Consider the following 21,055-nt stretch of genomic DNA (forward strand, 5'->3'; position numbering starts at 1 on the left):
GGGGTACGGCGATGCGGCGACTGCCACGCCGGGCGTTCGCGGCTGCGGCACTGGCGACACTCACGGGACTGGGCACGGCCGGGGACGCGGCGGCCGTTCCCGCCCCGCTGCGCGGCCCCCGGGCCCCACGCCCCGTACGCGGCATGTGGCTCGCGACCGCCTCCCACCGCGACTGGCCCTCACGCACCGGACTGGACGCCGCCCGACAGCGCTCCGAACTCCTCGCCCATCTCGACACGGCGGTCCGGCGGCGGCTGAACACCGTGTTCTTCCAGGTCCGTCCGTCCGCCGACGCGCTGTGGCCCTCGCCGTACGAGCCGTGGTCGCAGTACCTGACCGGGGTCCAGGGCCAGGATCCCGGCTGGGACCCGCTGGGCACCGCGGTACGGGAGGCCCACGCGCGCGGCCTCGAACTGCACGCCTGGTTCAACCCGTACCGCGTCTCGGGGCAACCGGATCCGGCGCGGCTCGCCGCCACCCACCCGGCCCGCCTCCACCCCGACTGGATCGTCCCGTACGGCGGGAAGCTCTACTACAACCCCGGGCTGCCGCAGGTGCGGACGTTCGTCCGGGCCGCCATGCTCGACGCGGTCGGCCGGTACGCGATCGACGGAGTGCACTGGGACGACTACTTCTACCCCTATCCGGTGGCCGGAGAGGAGTTCGACGACGCCGCCGCCTACGCGGAGCACGGCGCCGACTTCCCGGACAGGGCGGCCTGGCGGCGCCACAACGTCGACAGGCTCGTGCTGGAGATGGCGGCGGGCATCCGGCGGACCCGCCCCGGCGTCCGCTTCGGGATCAGCCCCTTCGGGGTCTGGCGCAACGCCGCGACCGACCCGCTCGGCTCACCGACCGGGGCCGGCGTCCAGACGTACGACGACCTGTACGCCGACACCAGGAAGTGGGTCCGCGAACACTGGATCGACTACATCTGCCCCCAGCTGTACTGGCACATCGGCTTCGAGGCGGCCGACTACGCCGAACTGCTGCCCTGGTGGGCCCGGGTCGCCCGGGGCACCGGCGTGCGGCTGTACGTGGGGGAGGCGCTGTACAAGGCGGGCGCTCCCGGGCAGCCCGCGCGCTGGCAGGACCCGGCCGAACTGTCCCGTCACCTCACCCTCGCCGCCGGGTACCCCGAAGTGGGCGGACACGTCTACTTCTCGGCTACGGAGGTGGCCGAGGACCGCGTCGGCGCGCTGGCCCAGGTGGTCGCCGGCCACTACGGGAAGCGGTCGGGGCGCCCGCGCTGATCCCTGGCTCCGGGCCGGTCAGCCGCGCGCCCGCTGGGTGAGCCCGATGCACACCAGGACGGCCGCCGCCGTCAGCGGAGCCGCGGGTGTCAGCCGTTCACCCAGCAGCAGCACCGACCACACGAGCGTGAGCAGCGGCTGGGCGAGCTGCAGCTGGCTGGCCTTGGGGATGCCGATCGCCGCCATCCCCCGGTACCAGACGACCAGGCCGAGGAACTGCGAACCGGCCGCGACCCACAGCACCCCCGTCACGCTGTGCGCGGTCAGATGCACCGGCTCGTACGACAGCGCGATCAGCGCGCCCGGGACGCTGAGCGGCAGACACAGGACGAGGGCCCAGCCGATGACCTGCCAGCCCGGCATCACGCGGGCGAGCCTGCCGCCCTCGGTGTAGCCCGCCGCGCAGATCAGCAGCGCGCCGAAGAGATAGGCGTCCGCGCCGGTCAGGGCGCCGCCGCTCTGCTGCACGGTGAACGCGATGACGGCGGCCGCGCCCGCGCAGGCCGCCAACCAGAACATCCGTGAGGGCCGGGCGCCGGTGCGCAGGGCCGAGAACAGCGCCGTCGTCAGCGGCAGCAGTCCGACGACCACCGCCGCGTGCGCGGTGGTCGACGTCCGCAGCGCCAGTGTCGTCAGCAGCGGGAAGCCGAGGACGACACCGGCGGCGACGACGGTGAGACCCGCCAGATGCCGACGGGCCGGGACGGGGACCCGCAGCGCGAGGAGACAGCCGCCCGCGATGACCGCGGCGAGGACACAGCGCACGGCCACCAGGGACCAGGGGCCGAAACCCTCCAGGCCCCAGGCGGTGGCGGGGAAGGTGAGGGAGAAGGCGGTGACGCCGAGGGCCGCCTGCAGGGTGCCGGCGCGGCGGTCCGCCCGGGCGGGCACCGACTCGCGGGCTCCGGACGGGGATTCGGTGCTCCCGGCACCGGGTCGGCCGCTCGCGGACCCGGTGCTCCCGGTGCTGTGCGCGGCGCCGGAAGTCTCGGTGGCCGGGCCGTGCGGGCCGGCGGGCGTCCCGCCCCGGGGCCGGTGCGCACGTGCGGCGGAGGCGAATCCCGGGGCCGCCGCGGATGCGTCCGGCGCGGGCTCGGTGCCGCCGCTGACCGCTATCCCGCTGGGCTCGATAGCGCTACTCTCTGCTCTCATGCAAGAGCGTAGCAGTGTGGGGGATCTGGCGAACCGGCTGCGACAGGAGCTGAACCGCTACTCACCTGGAGGAAAGCTGCCGTCGAGCAGAGCGCTCGTCGACCGGTACCGCGTGAGCCCGGTGACCGTGACGCGGGCACTCGCCCAGCTGGCCGCCGAGGGCCTCGTGGTGACCCGGCCCGGAGCGGGCGCCTTCCGCGCGGAGCCCCGGACCACCGCCCCACCCGGCGGGGACACCTCCTGGCAGGAGGTCACGCTCAGCGCGGACGCCGCCGCCGAACCCGTCCCCCGCACCGTGGACGCGTCCGGCGTCCTGGCCTCGCTCGCCGCACCGCCGCCCGGCGTCGTCGAGTTCAACGGCGGCTATCTCCATCCCTCGCTCCAGCCCGAGCGGGCCATGGGCGCCGCCCTGTCCCGGGCGGGCCGGCGCCCCGGCGCGTGGTCCCGCCCGCCCATGGAGGGACTGCCGGAACTGCGCGAGTGGTTCGCTCGGGGGATCGGTGGAGCGGTCGGCGCGGCCGAGGTGCTCGTCACTGCGGGCGGCCAGTCCGGCCTGACCACCGCGCTGCGCGCCCTCGCGCCGCCCGGCGCCCCCGTCCTGGTCGAGTCACCCACGTATCCGGGCATGCTGGCGATCGCGCGGGCCGCGGGCCTGCGTCCCGTGCCCGTCCCGGTGGATCCCGACGGGGTGAAACCCGAGCTGCTCGCCGACGCCTTCCGGGCGACCGGGGCCCGGGTCTTCGTCTGCCAGCCGCTGTTCCAGAACCCGACCGGCGCCGTGCTCGCGCCCGCGCGCCGCGGCGAGGTGCTCCGCATCGCACGGGACGCCGGAGCCTTCGTGATCGAGGACGACTTCGTCCGCCGGCTGGTGCACGCGGACGCGGGCCCGCTGCCGCGTCCGCTGGCCGCCGAGGACCGGGACGGCGTCGTCGTGCACGTGGGTTCGCTGACCAAGGCGACCTCGCCGAGTTTCCGGGTGAGCGCACTGGCCGCCCGCGGTCCGGTGCTCGAACGGCTCCGCGCCATCCAGGTCGTCGACACCTTCTTCGTGCCCCGACCGCTCCAGGAAGCCGCGCTCGAACTCGTCGGTTCGCCCGCCTGGCCGCGCCATCTGCGCACCGTTTCAGCCGAGTTGAAGGCGCGACGCGACGTCATGACCGCCGCACTGCGACTGCGCCTGCCCGAACTCGCCCTGCCACACGTCCCGTTCGGCGGCTACCACCTGTGGGCCCGGCTGCCCGACGGCACCGACGAGTCCGCACTGGTCGCCGCCGCACTCCGCGCCGGCGTGGCCGTCGCCCCCGGCCGTCCCTACTTCAGCGCCGAACCCCCTGCCGCCCACCTCCGGTTGAGCTTCGCGGCGGTGGCCGGAACGGAGGAGATCGCGGAAGGGGTGCGCAGACTGAGGACGGCGTACGACGAGGTCCGGACCTGAACCGTGCCGGGACCGCCCTCCCACCTGCGCGGCCCGGCCTCGGACCCGGCAGGCGCACCGCGACCGGACCGGACCCCAGGGCCGGTGGACAGCGGGCCCACAGGGTGCGGCGGGGAGGTCCGGTGAACTTTAAGACACCCTGAGTAACCCCTATTGACCTGCGGAGTCCCGCGTTCCACCATCTGGCCATGCATCTTCGGGTCACGTTCGTCGCCGCCGCGCGCAGCTCCTCGCTGCTGGCGGAGCGCTTCGAGGACGACCGGCCGCTGGACCAGGCCGGCTGGGAAGAAGTGCTGCGCGCCGCCAACGAGCTGACGCCCCTGGCTGCGGCGGAGCTGCGCTACTGCTCACCGACCCCCCGCAGCCGGGCGACCGGCGACGCGCTCGGCTACGCGCCCCTGGTCCAGCTCGCGCTGCGTGACTGCGACATGGGCCGGTGGCGGGGCTTCACGCTGGGCGAGGCGATGGCCCGTGAGCCCGAGGCGGTGGACGCCTGGCTGGCCGACCCGCGCTCCACGCCCCACGGCGGGGAGTCCCTGCTGTCCTTCATCGGCCGGGTCGGTTCCTGGCTCGACACCCGGCCCGCCGACGACGGCGGCAGCATCGTCGCGGTCGCCGAGCCGGCCGTGGTGCGCGCCGCGCTGGTGTACGCCCTGAAGGCGCCGCCCTCGACCTACTGGAACATCGACGTCCGGCCGCTGTCGGCGGTCTCCGTGACGGGCCGGGCCGGCCGCTGGAGCCTGCGCTTCGACGGCTCCTCCATCCAGCCCACGCGCGCCTAGGGGACGCCCGGCCGGCCTTCCGTGCCGGTGCGCTCGCGTGTGTAGTCGGTGGTGAGCACGAGATCCTTCGCCGGTCCCCGGACGCGCCAGACGGTCCGCCAGTGGTCCTCGTCCCGGACGGTGAACTCCCCGCGGTACAGGTCCGCCGAGCAGGGATGGTCGGCGACGTACCGCCCGGTCGCGAGGTCCAGGTCGTGGAACGGGCGGCCGTCGGAGAACCGTACGAGAGCGGTGCCCTGCTCCGTGCCCGGCAGGAACCGGAGGGTCCGCTCGGCGGGCCGGGCGACGCCCTGCCACACGAACGTGCCGGCCTCGTGATGCAGCAGTCCCCGGTCCCGTAGCGGTCCTCCGGTCTCCGACAGCGTTGGGTCCGCGCCGGAAAGGGGCAGGTCACCGTCCTGGAGCGGCCCGAAGAGCGTGGCGCCGGTGAAGCGCCCCTCGCCGTCGCCCGCGAGGTCCCGGACCGTGCGCCGCACCTGCCAGGTCCCGGCCAGATACGTCAGCGCGTCCCGCACCGGCCAGAACTCGCCCATACCGTCCCGCTCCCCGTCCCGTCCGCCGCGCGCCCCGCCGGCGCACTCCTGCCGTTCCCCATTCTGCCTTCGCCTCCCGCTCAGGCGGCTGCGGTGTCGGCCGCGGGGCCCTGACCGGCAGGGAGCAGTCCGCGCTCGCCGAAGACCTTCTTCGCGACCAGGCTGGCGTTCATCGCCTTCGGGATGCCGCAGTAGACGGCCGAGTGGAGGAGCGCCTCGACGATCTGGTCCGGGGACAGGCCCACGTTCAGCGACGCGTTGACGTGCACCTCCAGCTGGGTCTCGCAGCCGCCGAGCGCGGTGAGCATGCCGAGGGTCACCAACTGCCGGTCGCGCGCGGCCAGTCCGGGCCGGTCGTAGATGTCGCCGAAGGCCCAGGCGATGATCTGGTGGCCCAGTTCGGGATTGATGTCGCTGAGGGCGTCGACGACGCGGTGGCCGGCCTCGCCGTCCACCGCGTCCAGGATCGTCAGGCCGTGCTCGAACCGCTCCTCGCGCGTGGTGGAGGCGGGGTTCTTCGTCGCGTCGCTCATGTCGGGTCGTCCGATCCCGGCTCGGCGAGGAGCCGTTCGTAGTGGTGGATCTTGTCGTCGAGCGCCGCCGCGTTCCGGCGCAGGGCGCGCATCCGGTCCGCGAGGTCGGTGCGGTGCTCGCGGAGCATCGCGAGCCGGTCGGGGACCGAGCCGTCGCCCCGCGAGCGCAGCTCCGCGAACCGCTGCATGTCCGTGATCGACATGCCCGTCCCGCGCAGTCGGATCAGGAACTCCAGCCAGGCCAGGTCGGCCGCCGCGTAGCGCCGCTGGTTGCCGGTGGTCCGGCCGACCCGCTCGATCAGGCCGGCCTTCTCGTAGTACCGCAGCGTGTCGTGGGAGAGGCCGGTGCGCTCGACGACCTGGGCGATCGTGAGCGTGGGTTCCGCCCCTCGCGGGAGGGGCTGTCCGCTGGTCATGAGAAGACCGTAGAACCTGGAGCGCGCTCCAGGTCAAGCCGTGATCGGGAAGGAGGGGTTCTCGCGGGGATCGGCGGCGCGCGGTGTCCAGGGGCGGCGCCTGCCGCGCGTCGCTCAGGAAGGCGCGCCGGTACGCCACCGTGCGCGGCGCCTCGGGGGAGCGGCGTCCGGGTCGGGGGTGCGGGTCGGGGGTGCGGGTCGGGGGTGCGCGGACCGGCGGACGCGGCGGAGTGGGTGCAATGCCACAGGGGCGGGGGGCCTCTCGGCCGCGGACGGCGGCGGCCTGTGGTCCCGGGGTCCACAGCAGCCCGCCCGGGCGCGGAGGCCCGGCCGCCCGTGGTCAGGCGTGCAGGTGGGGCGTGGGGTCAGCCGTGGCGGCGGGGCTTGCCGCGCTTCGCGCCGCCCTTGGGGCCGCCCTTCGTACCGCCGGAGCCACCGCTCCGGGGGTTCTTGCCCGCGGTCCTGCCGCCCGTCTTGCCGGCGGCGGGCTTGCGCCGCGCGCCGCCGCTCGCGTCCCCCTTGCGGGGCGTGGACTTGGCTCCGCTCTTGGACTTCTGCTGATCGGCGGCCGGCGCCGGGGCGCGTCCGCGCGTGCTGTTGACCGTCCGGCCGCGCACGATGCCGATGAAGTCCTCGACCAGATCCGTGGTCCGGTCCTCGGGCCAGGCCAGCGCGACGCGGGACTCGGGAGCGTCCGTGACCGTCCGGTAGGTGAGGTCCTTGCGGTGGTGGAGCCGCGCGAGGGACTGCGGGACGATCACGACACCGATGCCCGCGGCGACCAGGTCGACGGCGTCCGCCGTGGTCGCGGGCCGCTCCAGCGCGGGTCTGCCCGGCAGCTCCGCCCAGTCCAGCGGGTCGTCGAGGGGGTGCAGCACGATGTCGTCGTCGAGGTCCCCGGGGGAGATCTGCTCGACCGCCGCGACGATGTGGTCCTTGGGGACCACGACCACCGTCGTCTCGGTGTACAGGGGGATCGCGCTCAGGTCGTCCCGGTCGACGGGGAGCCGGACGAAGCCCGCGTCGACGTCGCCGCCACGCAGGAGCTCGTAGATCTCGTCCGGGGACGCCGGTACGAGGGACAGGGGCACGTCGGGCAGCCGCTCGTGCCAGACCCGCACCCACTTCGATGGCGTCACCCCCGGAACGTAGGCGAGCCTGAAGGAAGGGGATGCGTCGGAGCCGGTCACCCCGTCAGGTTACCCGGCGCGGCCCGGCGGCCTCACCCGCGATGGTCGGCGGTCGCTCGCGCGCTCGATACCCTGGACCCATGAGTTCGCACCAGACCACCCAGACGATGAAGGCCGCCACGGCGGCGAAGAAGCTGGGTGTGTACCTCGAGGCCACCCCCGCCGAGTTCCAGGAGGGTGTCGTCTCCCGTGCCGAGCTGAACGCGCTGCAGGCCGACCCGCCCGAGTGGCTCCAGGAGCTGCGCCGCAACGGCCCGCACCCGCGTCCGGTCGTGGCGTCCCGGCTCGGCGTCTCCATCGCGGGTCTCGCCCGCGGCGGCGTCAGCGAGGCGCTCACCACCGAGCAGATCGACGCGCTCAGGGACGAGGACCCCGACTGGCTGCGCCGTGAGCGTGACACCCAGGCCGAGGTCCGCAAGGAGGCCGCCCGTATCAAGGAGAAGAACGCGGAGCAGGCCGCCAAGCGCTCCTGACCCGCACCTGACCGGTCCGGCCGCCCTCGTGCGGCGGTCGAGCCCCGGACGACGACCGCCCCTCAGCCGTTGACGGCTGGGGGGCGGTCGTCGTATGCCGGTCATTGATCGCAACAGCGTTGCATAAACGTGCATGGAAACGTATAGTCATGCCATCTAGGAGGAGGGTTCCATGACGGTACGCGCGGCAGTGGCGGGAGCGAGCGGATACGCGGGCGGGGAACTGCTGCGTCTGCTCCTGACACACCCCGAGATCGAGATCGGTGCCCTGACCGGCAACTCCAACGCGGGCCAGCGGCTCGGCGCGCTCCAGCCCCACCTGCTGCCGCTCGCCGACCGCGTCCTCGCGGAGACCACCCCCGAGGTGCTCGCCGGACACGACGTGGTGTTCCTCGCCCTGCCCCACGGGCAGTCCGCCGCCGTCGCCGAGCAGCTCGGCCCCGACGTCCTCGTCGTCGACATGGGCGCCGACTTCCGGCTCAAGGACCCGGCCGACTGGGAGCGGTTCTACGCCTCCGCGCATGCCGGGACCTGGCCCTACGGCCTCCCTGAACTGCCGGGTGCCCGCGCCGCGCTGGAGGGGTCCAAGCGCATCGCGGTGCCCGGTTGCTACCCGACGGCCGCCTCCCTGGCCCTCTTCCCGGCGTACGCGGACGGACTCGCGGAGAACGAGGCCGTGATCGTCGCCGCCTCCGGCACCTCGGGGGCCGGCAAGGCGCCCAAGACGCACCTCCTCGGCAGCGAGGTCATGGGGTCGATGACCCCGTACGGCGTCGGAGGCGTCCACCGGCACACCCCCGAGATGATCCAGAACCTCAGCGCGGCCGCCGGGGAGCGCGTCACCGTCTCGTTCACGCCGACCCTCGCGCCGATGCCCCGCGGCATCCTCGCGACGTGCAGCGCCAAGGCGAAGCCCGGGGTCACCGCCGACGCCGTGCGCGCCGCCTACGAGAAGGCCTTCGCCGACGAGCCGTTCGTGCACCTGCTGCCCGAGGGACAGTGGCCCGCCACCGCGTCCGTCCACGGTTCCAACGCTGTTCAGATCCAGGTCGCGTACGACGCCGCCGCACACCGCATCATCGCGGTCAGCGCCATCGACAACCTGACCAAGGGCACCGCGGGTGGTGCCCTCCAGAGCATGAACCTCGCGCTCGGCCTGCCCGAGGAGCTGGGGCTCTCCACGATCGGAGTCGCACCGTGAGTGTCACGGCAGCACAGGGATTCACGGCGGCGGGAGTCGCCGCCGGAATCAAGGAGAACGGCAACCCGGACCTGGCCCTCGTGGTCAACACCGGGCCCCGCCGCGCCGCCGCGGGCGTCTTCACCTCCAACCGCGTCAAAGCCGCCCCGGTCCTCTGGTCGGAACAGGTCCTCACCTCCGGTGAGCTGACCGCCGTCGTCCTCAACTCCGGCGGCGCCAACGCCTGTACGGGACCTAAGGGCTTCCAGGACACCCACGCCACCGCCGAGAAGGTCGCCGAGGCGCTCGGGGACACCGGCGCCGGCAGCGTCGCCGTGTGCTCGACCGGCCTCATCGGCGTCCTGCTGCCGATGGACCGGCTGCTCCCCGGCGTCGACCAGGCCGTCGCCCAGCTCAGCCCGCACGGCGGCGAGAAGGCCGCCATCGCCATCAAGACGACGGACACCGCGCACAAGACGTCGGTCGTGACGCGGGCCGGCTGGACCGTCGGCGGCATGGCCAAGGGCGCCGGCATGCTCGCCCCGGGCCTCGCCACCATGCTCGTCGTGCTCACCACCGACGCTGACGTGCCCGCCGAGGGCCTCGACCGTGCCCTGCGCGACGCCACCCGCACGACCTTCGACCGTGTCGACTCCGACGGCTGCATGTCGACCAACGACACCGTGCTGCTGCTGGCCTCCGGAGCCAGTGGAGTCACCCCGGAGCACGCGGAGTTCGCCGAGGCCGTGCGCGAGGTCTGCGACGACCTCGGACAGCAGCTCATCCGCGACGCCGAGGGCGCGAGCAAGGACATCAGGATCGAGGTCGTGGGCGCCGCGACCGAGGACGACGCCGTCGAGGTGGGCCGCTCCATCGCCCGCAACAACCTCCTCAAGTGCGCCATCCACGGCGAGGACCCCAACTGGGGGCGGGTGCTGTCCGCGATCGGCACCACGAAGGCGGCCTTCGAACCGGACCGGCTGAACGTCGCCATCAACGGCGTCCGGGTCTGCAAGAACGGCGGTGTCGGCGAGGACCGCGACCGCGTCGACATGCGCTACCGCGAGGTCCACATCGTCGCCGACCTCGCCGCGGGCGACGCCACGGCCACGATCTGGACCAACGACCTCACCGCCGACTACGTCCACGAGAACAGCGCGTACTCCTCATGAGCAATGTGACCCGCAAGCACACCGCTCTGCCCAAGGCGCAGATCCTCATCGAGGCGCTGCCGTGGCTGACCCGGCACCGGGGCAAGACCGTCGTCGTCAAGTTCGGCGGCAACGCCATGATCGACAGCGACCTCAAGGCGGCCTTCGCGCAGGACATCGTCTTCCTGCACCACGCGGGCCTCAAGCCCGTCGTCGTGCACGGCGGCGGCCCGCAGATCAGCGCCGCCCTCGACCGGCACGGCATCGTCAGCGAGTTCAAGGCCGGCCTGCGCGTCACCACGGAGGACGCGATGGACGTCGTCCGCATGGTGCTCGCCGGACAGGTCCAGCGCGAGCTGGTCGGCCTGCTCAACGAACACGGACCGCTCGCCGTCGGCATCACCGGCGAGGACGCGCACACCATCACCGCAACCAAGCACCAGCCCACGATCGACGGCCAGTTGGTCGACATCGGGCGGGTGGGCGAGATCACCGCGATCGACACCGGCGCGATCGAGGCTCTGCTCGCCGACGGCCGCATCCCGGTCGTCTCCTCGATCGCCCGGAGCCAGGACGACGGACATGTCTACAACGTCAATGCTGATACGGCGGCTGCGGCACTCGCTGCTGCACTGGGGGCCGAGACCCTCATGGTCCTCACGGACGTCGAGGGCCTCTACGAGGACTGGCCCGACAGCGACGAGGTGATCAGCCGCCTCACCGCTTCCCAGCTGGAGAAACTCCTTCCCGAGCTGGCCAGCGGCATGGTGCCGAAGATGGAGGGCTGTCTGCACGCCGTACGCAACGGCGTCACGACCGCCCGGGTCATCGACGGCCGGGTCCAGCACTCGATCCTGCTGGAGATCTTCACCGACGAGGGCATCGGCACGATGGTCGTGCCGGACGACGAGGAAGCGGGGGACGCAGCATGACCGGCAGCGCCACGAACGCAGAGCTCACCGAGCGGTGGCAGGGCTCACTGATGGACAACTACGGCACCCCGCGCCTGCCGCTCGTCCGCGGTGCCGGCACGAAACTGTGGGACGCCGACGGCACGCAGTACCTCGACTTCGTCGGCGGCATCGCGGTCAACGCGCTCGGACACGGCCACCCCGCGATCGTCGAGGCCGTCAGCCGGCAGATCGCGGAACTCGGCCACGTCTCCAACCTCTTCGTCGCCGAACCGCCCGTCACCCTCGCCGAAAGGCTGCTCCAGCTCTTCGGCCGCGAGGGCCGGGTGTACTTCTGCAACTCCGGAGCGGAGGCCAACGAGGGCGCCTTCAAGATCGGCCGGTTGACCGGCCGGACCCACATGGTCGCCACCACCGGCGGCTTCCACGGCCGCACGATGGGTGCCCTCGCCCTCACCGGCCAGCCCGGCAAGCAGGAGCCCTTCCTGCCGCTGCCCGGCGACGTCACGCACGTCCCGTACGGGGACCCGCAGGCCCTCGCCGAAGCGGTCACCCCGGACACGGCCCTGGTCATCATCGAGCCCATCCAGGGCGAGAACGGCGTGGTCGTGCCGCCCCCCGGCTATCTGAAGGCGGCCCGCGCGATCACGGCGGCCAACGGCGCGCTGCTCGTCCTGGACGAGGTGCAGACCGGGATCGGCCGCACCGGCCACTGGTTCGAGTACCAGGCCCACGAAGGCGTCCTGCCCGACATCGTCACGCTCGCCAAGGGTCTCGGCGGCGGACTTCCCCTCGGCGCCACCGTCGCGTTCGGCCGCGCCGCCACCCTGCTGAAGCCCGGTCACCACGGCACGACCTTCGGCGGCAACCCGGTGGTGTGCGCCGCCGGACTCGCCGTCCTCGACACGATCGGGTCCGAGGGCCTCCTGGAGAACGTGAAGCGCGCCGGCGAGAAGCTGCGCGACGGAATCGAGGGCACCGACGGCGCGGCCCGCCACCCGCTCGTCGACCATGTCCGGGGTGCGGGCCTGCTCCTGGGTATCGTGCTCACCGAGCCGCTCGCGCCCCAGGTGCAGCAGGCGGCTCAGGACGCCGGTTTCCTGGTGAACGCGCCCGCCCCCGACGTCGTACGGCTGATGCCGCCGCTGAACCTCGGCGATGACGAGGTGGACGCGTTCCTCCAGGCGCTTCCCGGCATCCTCGACGCAGCCAACGGGGACGGATGATCCCGGGAAATGGGACGACGACGATGAGCCAGGCGCAGGACCACGAGCCAGCAGGGCCTGCCGTGCCGCAGACCCGCACCGCACGCCACCGCCGGATCGTGGACATCCTCAACCGGCAACCGGTGCGCTCACAGAGCCAGTTGGCGAAGCTCCTCTCCGACGACGGGCTGAACGTCACACAGGCGACGCTCTCCCGGGACCTCGACGAGCTGAACGCGGTGAAGATCCGCAACAACGACGGCGACCTCATCTACGCGGTGCCGAGCGAGGGCGGTTTCCGTACGCCGCGCGCGCCGCTGGGGGAGTCGGCGAAGGAGGAGCGGATGCGGCGGCTCTCCTCGGAGCTGCTGATCTCCGCCGAGGCCTCGGCGAATCTCGTCGTCCTGCGCACCCCGCCCGGGGCCGCCCAGTTCCTCGCCTCGGCGATCGACCAGGCGGAACTGCACGACATCCTCGGCACGATCGCCGGGGACGACACCCTGCTGCTGATCAGCCGGGGCCCGACAGGCGGCCAGGCGCTCGCCGACCACCTGCTGAGGCTCGCGCAGAACACCCACTGAAGCCGGCGTCGGCCCGTCGGCACGGACACGCGGAAGGAAGGAGGCGCGCCCCGCAGTGGGGCGCGCCTCCTTCCGCGTGGGTCGGCCGGTCAGCCCAGGCGGTGGGCCAGCCCGCCCGTGCACCGGACCTCGTCGCCCGCCGTGATGAGCAGGCCCTCCACGTCCGGCAGCGACTCCAGCCAGTCCAGACCGGCCCGCGATCCCATCGCGAAAGCCGCGGTCGCCCAGGCGTCCACCCAGGTCAGACGGGGGCCCACCACCGTCACGGCCAGCAGGTCGGTGACCGCGGGCCTGCCGGTGCGGGGGTCGACGATGTGCGCACCGCGTTCGGCGGTGCCGGAGGTCGCCACGGCCAGTTCGGCGGCCCCGGCCGCGGAGACGACCGCGGCCAGCGAACCCGGGCGGAGCGGGTCCGACACCCCGATCCGCCAGGGCCGGTGCGAGCCCGGGACACCGCGCAGTTGCACGTCACCGCCGCCGTTGACGCTCACCCCGCTCGCCCCCGCCTCGGTGAGCCGCAGGGCCGCGCGTTCGGCCGCCCAGCCCTTGACGATCCCCGTCGGGTCCAGCCGGCCCTCGTAGCGCGTGCTGAACCAGCCGTCGCTGATCCGCTCCGCCTCGGCGCCCAGGCCGAGCACCTCGGCGACCTCCTCGTCGCACTCCTCGACGGTCAGCTCCCCGCGCACCAGGCGCGAGATCTGGCTGTCGTCCCGGTAGGTGCTGAACACCGCGTCCGCACGGTGCAGTTGGGCGACGGCCTCCTCCAGCGCGGCCCGGACCGCCTCCGGGTCCCCGCCGCGCACGTCGAAGGAGAACACCGTGCCCATGACCTCCTCGGCGTGCCGCAGAGCGGGCGGTGCCTCCTCGGCGGGCTCAGCCACCGGCCTTGTCCAGCGCCGACTGGAGGGACTTCTTGTAGCCGCCGGAGGTGTAGGTCGCGCCGGAGACGGCGTCGATGTCGGCACTGCCCGCCGCGACCGCCTCCTGGTTGAGCTTCGGCACGGCGTCGGCGGTGACCTGCGTGCTGCGCCCGCCGCTCGGCGCCTGGACCGTCTCCGCCTTGGTGATCTTCGTCCCGGCGAGTACGAGGCGGACCTGGACCGGGCCGTACTCGGTCCGGGCGACGTCTCCGGTGATGACGCGGGTCTGCGTTGCGGGTGCCTCCGTGGCCGGCGCCTTCGGTGAGGCCGAGGCTCCCGCGGAACCCGAACCGCCGCCCGTCGCCTTCGCCTTGTCCAGTGCCGACTGGAGGGACTTCTTGTAGCCGCCGGAGGTGTAGGTCGCCCCCGAGACGGCGTCGATGTCGGCGCTCTGCGCGGCGACCGTCGCCTTGTTGAGCTTGGGCACGGCCAGGGCGGTCTTCTGGTCGCTGGTCCCGCCCTGCGGGGCCTGGACCGCGTCGGCCTTGACGATCCTGCCGCCGCTCAGCGACAGCCGGACCTGGACCGGGCCGTACTCGGTCTTCACCACGTCGCCGGTGACGGTCCGCGTGCCGGTCTGCTGAGCGCTGCCGCCCTGCGGCGACTCCTGCCCGGCCACCGTCTGCTGGGGTGCCGCGCCGCCCTGCGCCGACGCGGCGGTCGGATCGCCCGCCGGTTTGAGCGACAGCAGCAGCACGATCCCGGACACGGTGGCGGCGGTGGCGAGCATGGTGCGCCGTATGGGGTGACTCTTCTTCATCGCTCCTGACTCCCGTCGCTCACATCTCGAACGACTCGTGATGGATGCGGCGGGCGGGAACCCCCGCGCCGCGCAGTGCGTCGTACACCTGCTGCGCGAAACCGGGCGGCCCGCACATGAAGACGTCGTGGCGTTCGATGTCCGGCAGCTTGCGGCGCAGGGTGTCCGCCGAGATGTCCGGACGTTCGCCCTCGGGGCTGTTCACCGCGTACATCAGCCGGGCCCCGCGCTCCTTGGAGATCGAGGCCAGCTCGTCCCACAGGGCCAGGTCCTGGGTGCTGTTGGCGCGGTAGAGGAGCGTGATGTCGCCGGACGCGCCGGGGAGGGTCTCGAACAGGGCCCGCATCGGGGTGATCCCCACGCCGCCCGCCACCAGGAGGACCTTGCCGCGGCTGCGCTTGCCGGCGGTCAGCGCGCCGTACGGGCCCTCGGCCCAGACCCGGGTGCCCGGCTCCAGGTCGCGCAGGCCGGCGCTGTGGTCGCCGATCGCCTTGACGGTGATGCGCAGCATGTTCGGGCGGGGAGCCGCCGAGAGCGAGTACGGGTGGGAGCTGAGGCGCATACCGGGCGCCAGGAACCGCCAGCGGAAGAACTGCCCGGCCTCGGCGCCCATCCGGTGCAGCTTGCGCCCGCTGATCAGCACCGACACGATGCCGGGCGTCTCCTCGATGACCGCCTCGACGCGCATCCGGTGCTTCACGTTCAGCCGGATCGGCGAGAGGATCCGGTACCAGAGGACGAGCGCGGTCACCGAGCCGTACAGCCCGTACCAGACGGTCTTGGCGACGGGCTCCACCGCGAAGTCGTTCCCGGTGGACAGCTGGTGCCAGAACGTCAGGAACACCGCTGCGTACGTCAGCAGATGGACGTGGTACCAGGTGTCGTAGGGGATGAGCCGGCGGACCGGGCCGACGGAGATGAAGCCGATGAGCACCAGCAGACCGGTGCCGATCGCCGCCTTGCCCATGTCGGGCAGCTGGTTGACCGAGTCGATCGTCTGCTGGACGACCGCGCCGAGTCCCTTCCCGGACTGCAGGGCGTAGCCCCACATGGTCAGGAAGAGATGGGCGAGGACCAGGGAGATCGTGTAGCGGCCGGTCATCGCGTGCCAGCGCGCCACGCGGTCGGATCCCACCCGGCGTTCGAGTGCGGGGACGCGGGCCATCTGCAGCACCACGAGCGCCATCAGGTACCCGGCGAGCAGGCCGGTGATCCGGCCCGCGTTGAGGATCCTGCTGTTGTCGTCGGCGATGGACGGAGTGTTGTTCCACCACAGCCAGATCACCCCGGCGGCGCCCGCCCAGACGGCGAGCAGCAGGGGGACGGCGGGCGAGCGGCGTGGGCGGATGCGGCGCATGGTCTGGCGCCGCGCGGCGCGGCCACCGGCGATCGTGGACACGGTTCCTCCGTGTTCGTCCGTGGGGACGGGGCGAGGGGAGTGGCCCCCTGGCCCAGAGATACGGTCCACGACGCCCGTGCGTTCAGAGACCTGCGGAGTCGAGTGCGGACTGGAGGGACTGCTTGTATCCGTCGCTGGTGTACGTGGCCCCGGAGACCGAGTCGATCTCCGCGTTCTGGGCGGCCAGTGCCTCCCGCCTGAGCTGGGGGAGCGCATAGCTGTTGATCTCCTGGTCCCGGGGATTCTCCGACGGGTAGGTGACCGCGGTGACCTCGGTGATCGTGCCGTTCCTCACGGTGATCCGCACCTTGACCGGGCCCCAGCGGGTCTGGACGGTGTCGCCGGTGACGGTGCTGGTCCCCGCGGTCTTCGTGCCGCCGGACGATCCGGAGGAATCCCCGGACGAGCCTGCCGAGGGTGTGGACGACGGCTGACTCGCGGACGACGACGCCCGGGCCGGGACCGGCGGGGTGTGCGGCTTCAGCGAGAGCAGCAGGACGACACCGGTGACCGTGGTGGCGGCGGCCAGCGTCACCCGGCGCAGCGGACGGTTCTTCTTCAGGGCGTGCACGGCGGCCTCACAGCTCGAACGACTCGTGGTGGATGGAGCGGTCGGGGACACCCGCGGTGCGCAGCTCCCCATACAACTCCCGCGCCATCGCGGGAGGTCCGCAGAGGTAGACGTCGTGCTCGGCGAGGTCCGGCACGGCCTGGCGCAGTGACGCGGCGTCGAGCTGTGGGCGGGTGCCGTCGGCGGCGTTGACCGCGTACAGGACGCGTGCCCCGCGCCATTGTGCGATGGCCTCCAACTCGCCCCCGAGCGCCAGGTCTTCGGCCGTGCGCGCCCGGTAGAGCAGCGTGAGCCGGCCGGGCAGTTCCTCGAACAGGGCGCGCAACGGCGTGATGCCGACGCCGCCCGCGATCAGCAGGGACTTCGACGCCGTGCTCCGGTCCGCGGTCAGCGAGCCGTACGGGCCCTCCGCCCACACCCGGGTACCGGGCCGCAGCAACCCGACGGCCGTGCTGTGGTCGCCGAGCGCCTTGACGGTGATCCGCAGCCGGTCCGGCCGGAGCGGTGCCGACAGCGAGTACGGGGTCGAGGTCCACCGCATCCCGTCCGCGAGGAACCGCCACCGGAAGAACTGTCCTGCCCGGGCGCCCAGTTCGCCGAGGTGCTGCCCGCCGATCACGACGGAGAAGACTCCGGGGGCCTCGCGGTGCACGGACTCCACGCGCAGCCGGTGCCGCAGGTTGAGCCGCACCGGGGTGAGGACGCGGAACCACAGGACGAGCGCGGCCGTGCCGAGATAGAGCGTGTACCAGGCGGTTCGCGCGGCGGCGTCGCCGACGAAGTCGGAGCCGAGCGCGACCTGGTGGAAGAAGGCCAGGAAGACCGCGGCGTACGTGAGCAGGTGCACGTAGTACCAGAACTCGTGGCTGATCCGGCGGCGGGCCAGGCGCGCCGAGGTGATTCCGACGGCGAGGAGGATGACCGTTCCGGTCGTCGCCTTGAGCATGTCCGGGTAGTCGAGGACCACGCTCAGCGTCTCGTGCGCGATGCCCGCGCCGTCCTGCGCGGCATAGCCGAGGAGGATCAGTGTGACGTGCGCGACCAGCAGGCAGATCGTGTACCGGCCGGCCATCGCGTGCCAGCGCGCCACCCGGTCGGAGCCCACGCGCCGTTCGAGGAGGGGGATCCGGGCCATCAGCGCCACCAGCACGGCGCAGCTGTAGCCGCACAGCAACCCGCCGATCCGGCCCGCGTCCGTCAGCCGGCCGGCCGTACCCACCACCGCCGGGGTGTCGGTCCACCAGAGGGCGAGGACGGCGGCGGCTCCGGCCCACAGCAGAGCCAGCAGCGGCCCGGCGGGCGAGCGCCGCGGCCGCGGGCGTCCTCGTGTCGGGCGCTGCTCCGCCACCCGCTCGTGCACCGTGGTCATGTGTCCGTCCTCAGTCGGGCTGTCCGGGATCACACTGTGCGTCCGGAACTTCTGAGGAGGCTCTGAACGGGCCCGCTCCGCGCGGACTCACAGGAAACCCAGAGCCGGGGGAAGGGAGGACGGGGGAGGCGGCGGCTTCTGGGGAGAGGTGACTCAGAGACGACTCAGAGGAAACTCAGAGCCTGCCGGGGAGAGCGCGGCCGCCGTCAGGGGCGATGCTGGAAGGTGCCATGAACACTTCCACCCCAGATACCGGCGCCTCCCGCTCCCCGGAGCCCGGTGCTCCCGCCACCCGGCGCACCGGCAGGGCGCCCTCGCTCACCCGGTCCGACGGCACCCCCGTCCGCGTCCTCGTCGTCGACGACGATCCCGACCTGGCCGAGGTCCTCTCCGGAGCCCTGCGCTACGAGGGATGGGAGGTCCGGACGGCGGGCGACGGGGCCTGCGCCGCCGCCGAGGCCCGCGCACTGCTTCCAGACGCCGTCGTCCTCGACGTCATGCTCCCGGACACCGACGGCTTCGCCGTACTGCGCGACCTGCACACCGTGCTGCCGGACGTCTGCGTCCTCTTCCTCACCGCGCGGGACGCCGTGGAGGACCGCATCGCCGGTATCACCGCGGGCGGCGACGACTACGTCACCAAACCGTTCAGCCTGGAGGAGGTCGTCGCCCGGCTGCGCGGACTGCTCCGCCGCGCCGGAATGGCCCGCCGGTCGGACGAGGGCCCGCGGCTCGTCGTCGGCGACCTGTCGATGGACGAGGAGGCCCGAGAGGTGACCAGGGGCGGCGACCTGATCGAACTGTCGCCCACCGAGTTCGAGCTGCTCCGCTTCCTGATGCGCAACCCGCGGCGCGTACTCAGCAAGTCCCGGATCCTCGACCGCGTCTGGTCCTACGACTTCGGCGGCCAGGCCCACGTCGTCGAGTTGTACATCTCCTACCTGCGGAAGAAGGTGGACGCCGGCCGGGAACCCATGATCCACACGGTGCGCGGCGCCGGATACGTGATCAAACCGGTGGCGGGCCGATGAGGTCACACCGGTGGGCGCTCCGCCGGCGCCGGCGGTCCCGGGGCGTCGGCGCCGCCCGGGTCCTGTGGCGTCCGCGAACGATGCGGGCCCGCCTCACCGCCGGGCTCGTGGTGCTGCTCGCCGTGAGCTGCTCCGCTGTCGGCGTGGCCGCCGTGTACGAACTGAACGGCTTCCTGACGGGCCGCCTGGACGAGCAGTTGCGGGAGGCCGGGGAGCGTTTCCCGGCGAGCCTGGAACACGGTTCGCCGAAGCCCTCCGACCACGATGGCGACGAACGCGGCGACACCCGCCGGCAGAGCACCGGCACCTTCGGGGCACGCCTGGTCGGACAGGTGGTCACCAACGCCGCGGTCGTGCCCTCGGGCACCACCGCCGCCGTCCGGAAAGTGAAGCCGAGCGACCACGACGTGGCGGCCCTGGCCGCTGTTCCCCTCGACGGCCGCGGTCACACGGTCCTCCTGTCGTCACTGGGCGACTACCGGGTGCTGGCCACGCGCGGCCGGGACGGCGACGTGCTGATCACGGGACTGCCCACCGAGCCCGTCCAGGCCGCCGTCCACCGGCTGGAACTCGTCGCCTCCCTGGTCTTCGGTGTGGCCCTCGTGGTCACCGGAGTCGCCGGGGCCCTGTGGGTGCGCTGGTCGCTCCGGCCGCTGAACCGGGTCGCCGCGACCGCCACTCGGGTGAGTGAACTCCCGCTCGCCAGCGGCGAGGTGGCACTGCCCCCGCGAGTACCCGAGTCCGACCCGCACAGCGAGGTGGGCCGCGTCGCCAGTGCCTTCAACCGCATGCTGGGCCATGTCGAGGACGCGCTCACCAAACGGCACGCCGGCGAGGAGCGGCTGCGCACCTTCGCCGCCGACGCCAGCCACGAACTGCGAACCCCGGTCGCCACCGTCCGCGGCCACGCCGAGCTCGCACTGCTGCACCCGGGACCCGTGCCCCCCGAGGTGGAACGCGCCCTGGAACGCATCAGCGCCGAGTCGGCGCGGATGGGCGAGATGGTCGACGAACTGCTCCTGCTCGCCCGCCTCGACGCGGGCCGCCCTCTGGAGCGGCTTCCCGTCGACCTGACCCACCTCGTCCTCGACTCGGTCACCGACGCCCGTGCGGCGGGCCCCGGCCATCGCTGGGTGCTCGAACTGGCGGAGGAGCCGGTGACCGTGACGGGCGACGCCCACCGGCTCCAGCAGGTGCTGGCCAACCTGCTGTCCAACGCGCGGGCACACACACCCGTCGGCACCCGCGTGACCGTGTCCCTGGAAGGCGTCGGTACGTCGGCCGTGCTGAGGGTCCATGACGACGGACCCGGGGTCGCCGAGGACGTCCGGCCCGGCGTCTTCGAACGCTTCACCCGGGCGGACCGTCGTCGCCCGGACGGCGCCGGCACCGGGGCGGGGCTCGGCCTGTCGATCGTGGCGGCCGTGGTGGAGGCGCACGGCGGCACGGTCACCCTGGACAGCGGCAGCGGAGCGACCACCTTCACGGTCCGGCTCCCCGCCGTCTGAGTGACGTCAGTACCGGGTGACCGCCGTCACCCCGCTCGCGGTGCCGATGGCGATGTGCGGAGCGCGGGCCGGGTCCGCCCAGGTGAGCAGGCGCCGCATCGTGGCCGCCGGCACGGACACACAACCGGCCGTCGGCCCGCTCCCGTTGACGTGCAGGAAGATCCCGGCGCCGCGTCCGCGCACCGGGCGCGCGTAGTTGAACCCGATGACGAAGGCGTGCGCGTACTGCTTCTCGTAGGCGACCAGATGCTCGGACTCGGCGGCCCGGCAGTCCGCAGGACGCGGTTCGGTCCACCGGTTGTACGACCGGGACGCGTTGTCCTGGCACCACCAGGAGTCCTGCCGCACCGGGCGGTAGGGCACCGAGGTCCGGCCCGGCGCGGTGCTGGTCCCGAAGGCGTACGGCAGGTCGTACAGGCCGGTGGGGGTCGTGTTCGTGCCCTGGCGCCGCGCGCCGCCCTCGACGAGTCCGTTCGCCCCGAAGCGGGCGGTGGCGGAGCCCGCCCGCACCCAGCGCCCGTCCCGCCGGTCCCACCAGCTGAGCGTTCCCGACGTGGCGTTGGCGCGCGGGGCCCGGGCGGTGATGAGCTGGGTGCCGCCGCCGGTGTCGGTCATCAGCTCCGGCAGTTCGCGCGGCGGCGGCCCGCCCGGGGCCAGGGCGAGCAGGGACGCGGACGCGAGGGCGACGGCTCCGAGGCGCAT

At 73.0% G+C, this 21,055-nt stretch carries 22 protein-coding genes; 11 read left to right on the top strand and 11 right to left on the bottom strand.

Annotation, left to right across the window (positions count from 1 at the left end; all coding sequences use genetic code 11):
• The first annotated feature begins 11 nt into the window (after positions 1 to 11).
• Positions 12 to 1,253 (top strand): glycoside hydrolase family 10 protein, encoded by a 1,242-nt coding sequence (locus tag ACIRQH_RS20055; RefSeq protein ID WP_404226734.1) that lies wholly within the window; start codon positions 12 to 14, stop codon positions 1,251 to 1,253.
• 18 nt (positions 1,254 to 1,271) lie between these two features.
• Here the strand turns inward: ACIRQH_RS20055 and ACIRQH_RS20060 are convergent, their stop codons facing one another.
• Positions 1,272 to 2,405, bottom strand: a complete 1,134-nt coding sequence (locus ACIRQH_RS20060) for a DMT family transporter (RefSeq protein ID WP_388930380.1) — start codon at positions 2,403 to 2,405, stop codon at positions 1,272 to 1,274.
• Here ACIRQH_RS20060 and ACIRQH_RS20065 point away from each other — a divergent pair.
• Positions 2,404 to 3,840 (top strand): PLP-dependent aminotransferase family protein, encoded by a 1,437-nt coding sequence (locus ACIRQH_RS20065; protein ID WP_404226735.1) that lies wholly within the window; start codon positions 2,404 to 2,406, stop codon positions 3,838 to 3,840. The genes ACIRQH_RS20060 and ACIRQH_RS20065 overlap by 2 nt on opposite strands.
• Positions 3,841 to 4,028: 188 nt before the next feature.
• Complete coding sequence (locus ACIRQH_RS20070; protein WP_358817181.1) at positions 4,029 to 4,622, top strand: histidine phosphatase family protein; 594 nt, start codon at positions 4,029 to 4,031, stop codon at positions 4,620 to 4,622.
• On the opposite strand, the gene ACIRQH_RS20075 is transcribed toward ACIRQH_RS20070, so the two are convergent.
• From ACIRQH_RS20075 to ACIRQH_RS20090, 4 genes are all read right to left on the bottom strand, one after another.
• Positions 4,619 to 5,155, bottom strand: coding sequence for a DUF6314 family protein (locus ACIRQH_RS20075; protein ID WP_388930382.1), 537 nt, complete (start codon positions 5,153 to 5,155; stop codon positions 4,619 to 4,621). The genes ACIRQH_RS20070 and ACIRQH_RS20075 overlap by 4 nt on opposite strands.
• An 80-nt stretch (positions 5,156 to 5,235) precedes the next feature.
• Complete coding sequence (locus tag ACIRQH_RS20080; protein ID WP_358817183.1) at positions 5,236 to 5,688, bottom strand: carboxymuconolactone decarboxylase family protein; 453 nt, start codon at positions 5,686 to 5,688, stop codon at positions 5,236 to 5,238.
• Complete coding sequence (locus ACIRQH_RS20085; protein WP_388930384.1) at positions 5,685 to 6,104, bottom strand: MerR family transcriptional regulator; 420 nt, start codon at positions 6,102 to 6,104, stop codon at positions 5,685 to 5,687. Before ACIRQH_RS20085 ends, ACIRQH_RS20080 begins: the two co-directional genes overlap by 4 nt.
• 365 nt (positions 6,105 to 6,469) lie before the next feature.
• Positions 6,470 to 7,294: a LysR family substrate-binding domain-containing protein gene (locus ACIRQH_RS20090; protein ID WP_404226737.1), complete on the bottom strand. Its 825-nt coding sequence runs from the start codon at positions 7,292 to 7,294 to the stop codon at positions 6,470 to 6,472.
• A gap of 80 nt (positions 7,295 to 7,374) precedes the next feature.
• Between ACIRQH_RS20090 and ACIRQH_RS20095 the strand changes: the two genes are divergently transcribed.
• From ACIRQH_RS20095 to ACIRQH_RS20120, 6 genes are all read left to right on the top strand, one after another.
• Positions 7,375 to 7,767 carry a DUF5997 family protein gene (locus ACIRQH_RS20095; protein WP_358817186.1) on the top strand — a complete coding sequence of 131 codons (393 nt, stop codon included), beginning with the start codon at positions 7,375 to 7,377 and terminating at the stop codon, positions 7,765 to 7,767.
• 172 nt (positions 7,768 to 7,939) lie between these two features.
• The gene (gene argC / locus ACIRQH_RS20100; protein WP_404226739.1) at positions 7,940 to 8,968 is read left to right on the top strand and encodes an N-acetyl-gamma-glutamyl-phosphate reductase; all 1,029 of its coding nucleotides are present in this window, start codon (positions 7,940 to 7,942) and stop codon (positions 8,966 to 8,968) included.
• Positions 8,965 to 10,119: a bifunctional glutamate N-acetyltransferase/amino-acid acetyltransferase ArgJ gene (argJ, locus tag ACIRQH_RS20105; protein ID WP_358817188.1), complete on the top strand. Its 1,155-nt coding sequence runs from the start codon at positions 8,965 to 8,967 to the stop codon at positions 10,117 to 10,119. The genes argC and argJ overlap by 4 nt, the downstream gene beginning before the upstream one ends.
• Positions 10,116 to 11,030, top strand: coding sequence for an acetylglutamate kinase (gene argB / locus ACIRQH_RS20110; RefSeq protein ID WP_358817189.1), 915 nt, complete (start codon positions 10,116 to 10,118; stop codon positions 11,028 to 11,030). The genes argJ and argB overlap by 4 nt, the downstream gene beginning before the upstream one ends.
• Positions 11,027 to 12,235 (top strand): acetylornithine transaminase, encoded by a 1,209-nt coding sequence (locus ACIRQH_RS20115; RefSeq protein ID WP_358817190.1) that lies wholly within the window; start codon positions 11,027 to 11,029, stop codon positions 12,233 to 12,235. The genes argB and ACIRQH_RS20115 overlap by 4 nt, the downstream gene beginning before the upstream one ends.
• A 23-nt stretch (positions 12,236 to 12,258) precedes the next feature.
• Positions 12,259 to 12,795 carry an arginine repressor gene (locus ACIRQH_RS20120; protein ID WP_358817191.1) on the top strand — a complete coding sequence of 179 codons (537 nt, stop codon included), beginning with the start codon at positions 12,259 to 12,261 and terminating at the stop codon, positions 12,793 to 12,795.
• Positions 12,796 to 12,884: 89 nt separating this feature from the next.
• On the opposite strand, the gene ACIRQH_RS20125 is transcribed toward ACIRQH_RS20120, so the two are convergent.
• The 5 genes from ACIRQH_RS20125 to ACIRQH_RS20145 all read right to left on the bottom strand — a co-directional run bounded on the left by ACIRQH_RS20125 (position 12,885) and on the right by ACIRQH_RS20145 (position 17,814).
• The gene (locus tag ACIRQH_RS20125) at positions 12,885 to 13,676 is read right to left on the bottom strand and encodes an FAD:protein FMN transferase (RefSeq protein WP_388868651.1); all 792 of its coding nucleotides are present in this window, start codon (positions 13,674 to 13,676) and stop codon (positions 12,885 to 12,887) included.
• Complete coding sequence (locus ACIRQH_RS20130; RefSeq protein ID WP_388868648.1) at positions 13,669 to 14,475, bottom strand: FMN-binding protein; 807 nt, start codon at positions 14,473 to 14,475, stop codon at positions 13,669 to 13,671. Before ACIRQH_RS20130 ends, ACIRQH_RS20125 begins: the two co-directional genes overlap by 8 nt.
• A 19-nt stretch (positions 14,476 to 14,494) precedes the next feature.
• A complete protein-coding gene (locus ACIRQH_RS20135; RefSeq protein ID WP_358817241.1) occupies positions 14,495 to 15,832 on the bottom strand; it encodes a ferredoxin reductase family protein in 1,338 nt (445 codons plus the stop codon).
• 124 nt (positions 15,833 to 15,956) lie between these two features.
• Positions 15,957 to 16,445 carry an FMN-binding protein gene (locus ACIRQH_RS20140; RefSeq protein WP_358817194.1) on the bottom strand — a complete coding sequence of 163 codons (489 nt, stop codon included), beginning with the start codon at positions 16,443 to 16,445 and terminating at the stop codon, positions 15,957 to 15,959.
• 7 nt (positions 16,446 to 16,452) lie between these two features.
• Positions 16,453 to 17,814: a ferric reductase-like transmembrane domain-containing protein gene (locus tag ACIRQH_RS20145; protein ID WP_388930390.1), complete on the bottom strand. Its 1,362-nt coding sequence runs from the start codon at positions 17,812 to 17,814 to the stop codon at positions 16,453 to 16,455.
• A 230-nt stretch (positions 17,815 to 18,044) separates the two neighbouring features.
• On the opposite strand from ACIRQH_RS20145, the gene ACIRQH_RS20150 reads away from it, so the two are divergent.
• Together ACIRQH_RS20150 and ACIRQH_RS20155 are read left to right on the top strand one after the other, a co-directional pair.
• Positions 18,045 to 18,845, top strand: coding sequence for a response regulator transcription factor (locus tag ACIRQH_RS20150; protein ID WP_404226742.1), 801 nt, complete (start codon positions 18,045 to 18,047; stop codon positions 18,843 to 18,845).
• 80 nt (positions 18,846 to 18,925) lie between these two features.
• Positions 18,926 to 20,353, top strand: coding sequence for a sensor histidine kinase (locus tag ACIRQH_RS20155; protein WP_404226743.1), 1,428 nt, complete (start codon positions 18,926 to 18,928; stop codon positions 20,351 to 20,353).
• A gap of 6 nt (positions 20,354 to 20,359) precedes the next feature.
• Here the strand turns inward: ACIRQH_RS20155 and ACIRQH_RS20160 are convergent, their stop codons facing one another.
• Positions 20,360 to 21,055, bottom strand: coding sequence for a L,D-transpeptidase (locus tag ACIRQH_RS20160; RefSeq protein ID WP_404226744.1), 696 nt, complete (start codon positions 21,053 to 21,055; stop codon positions 20,360 to 20,362).

This window comes from Streptomyces sp. NPDC102279 (assembly GCF_044766365.1).
In the GTDB taxonomy this organism is placed as follows: domain Bacteria; phylum Actinomycetota; class Actinomycetes; order Streptomycetales; family Streptomycetaceae; genus Streptomyces.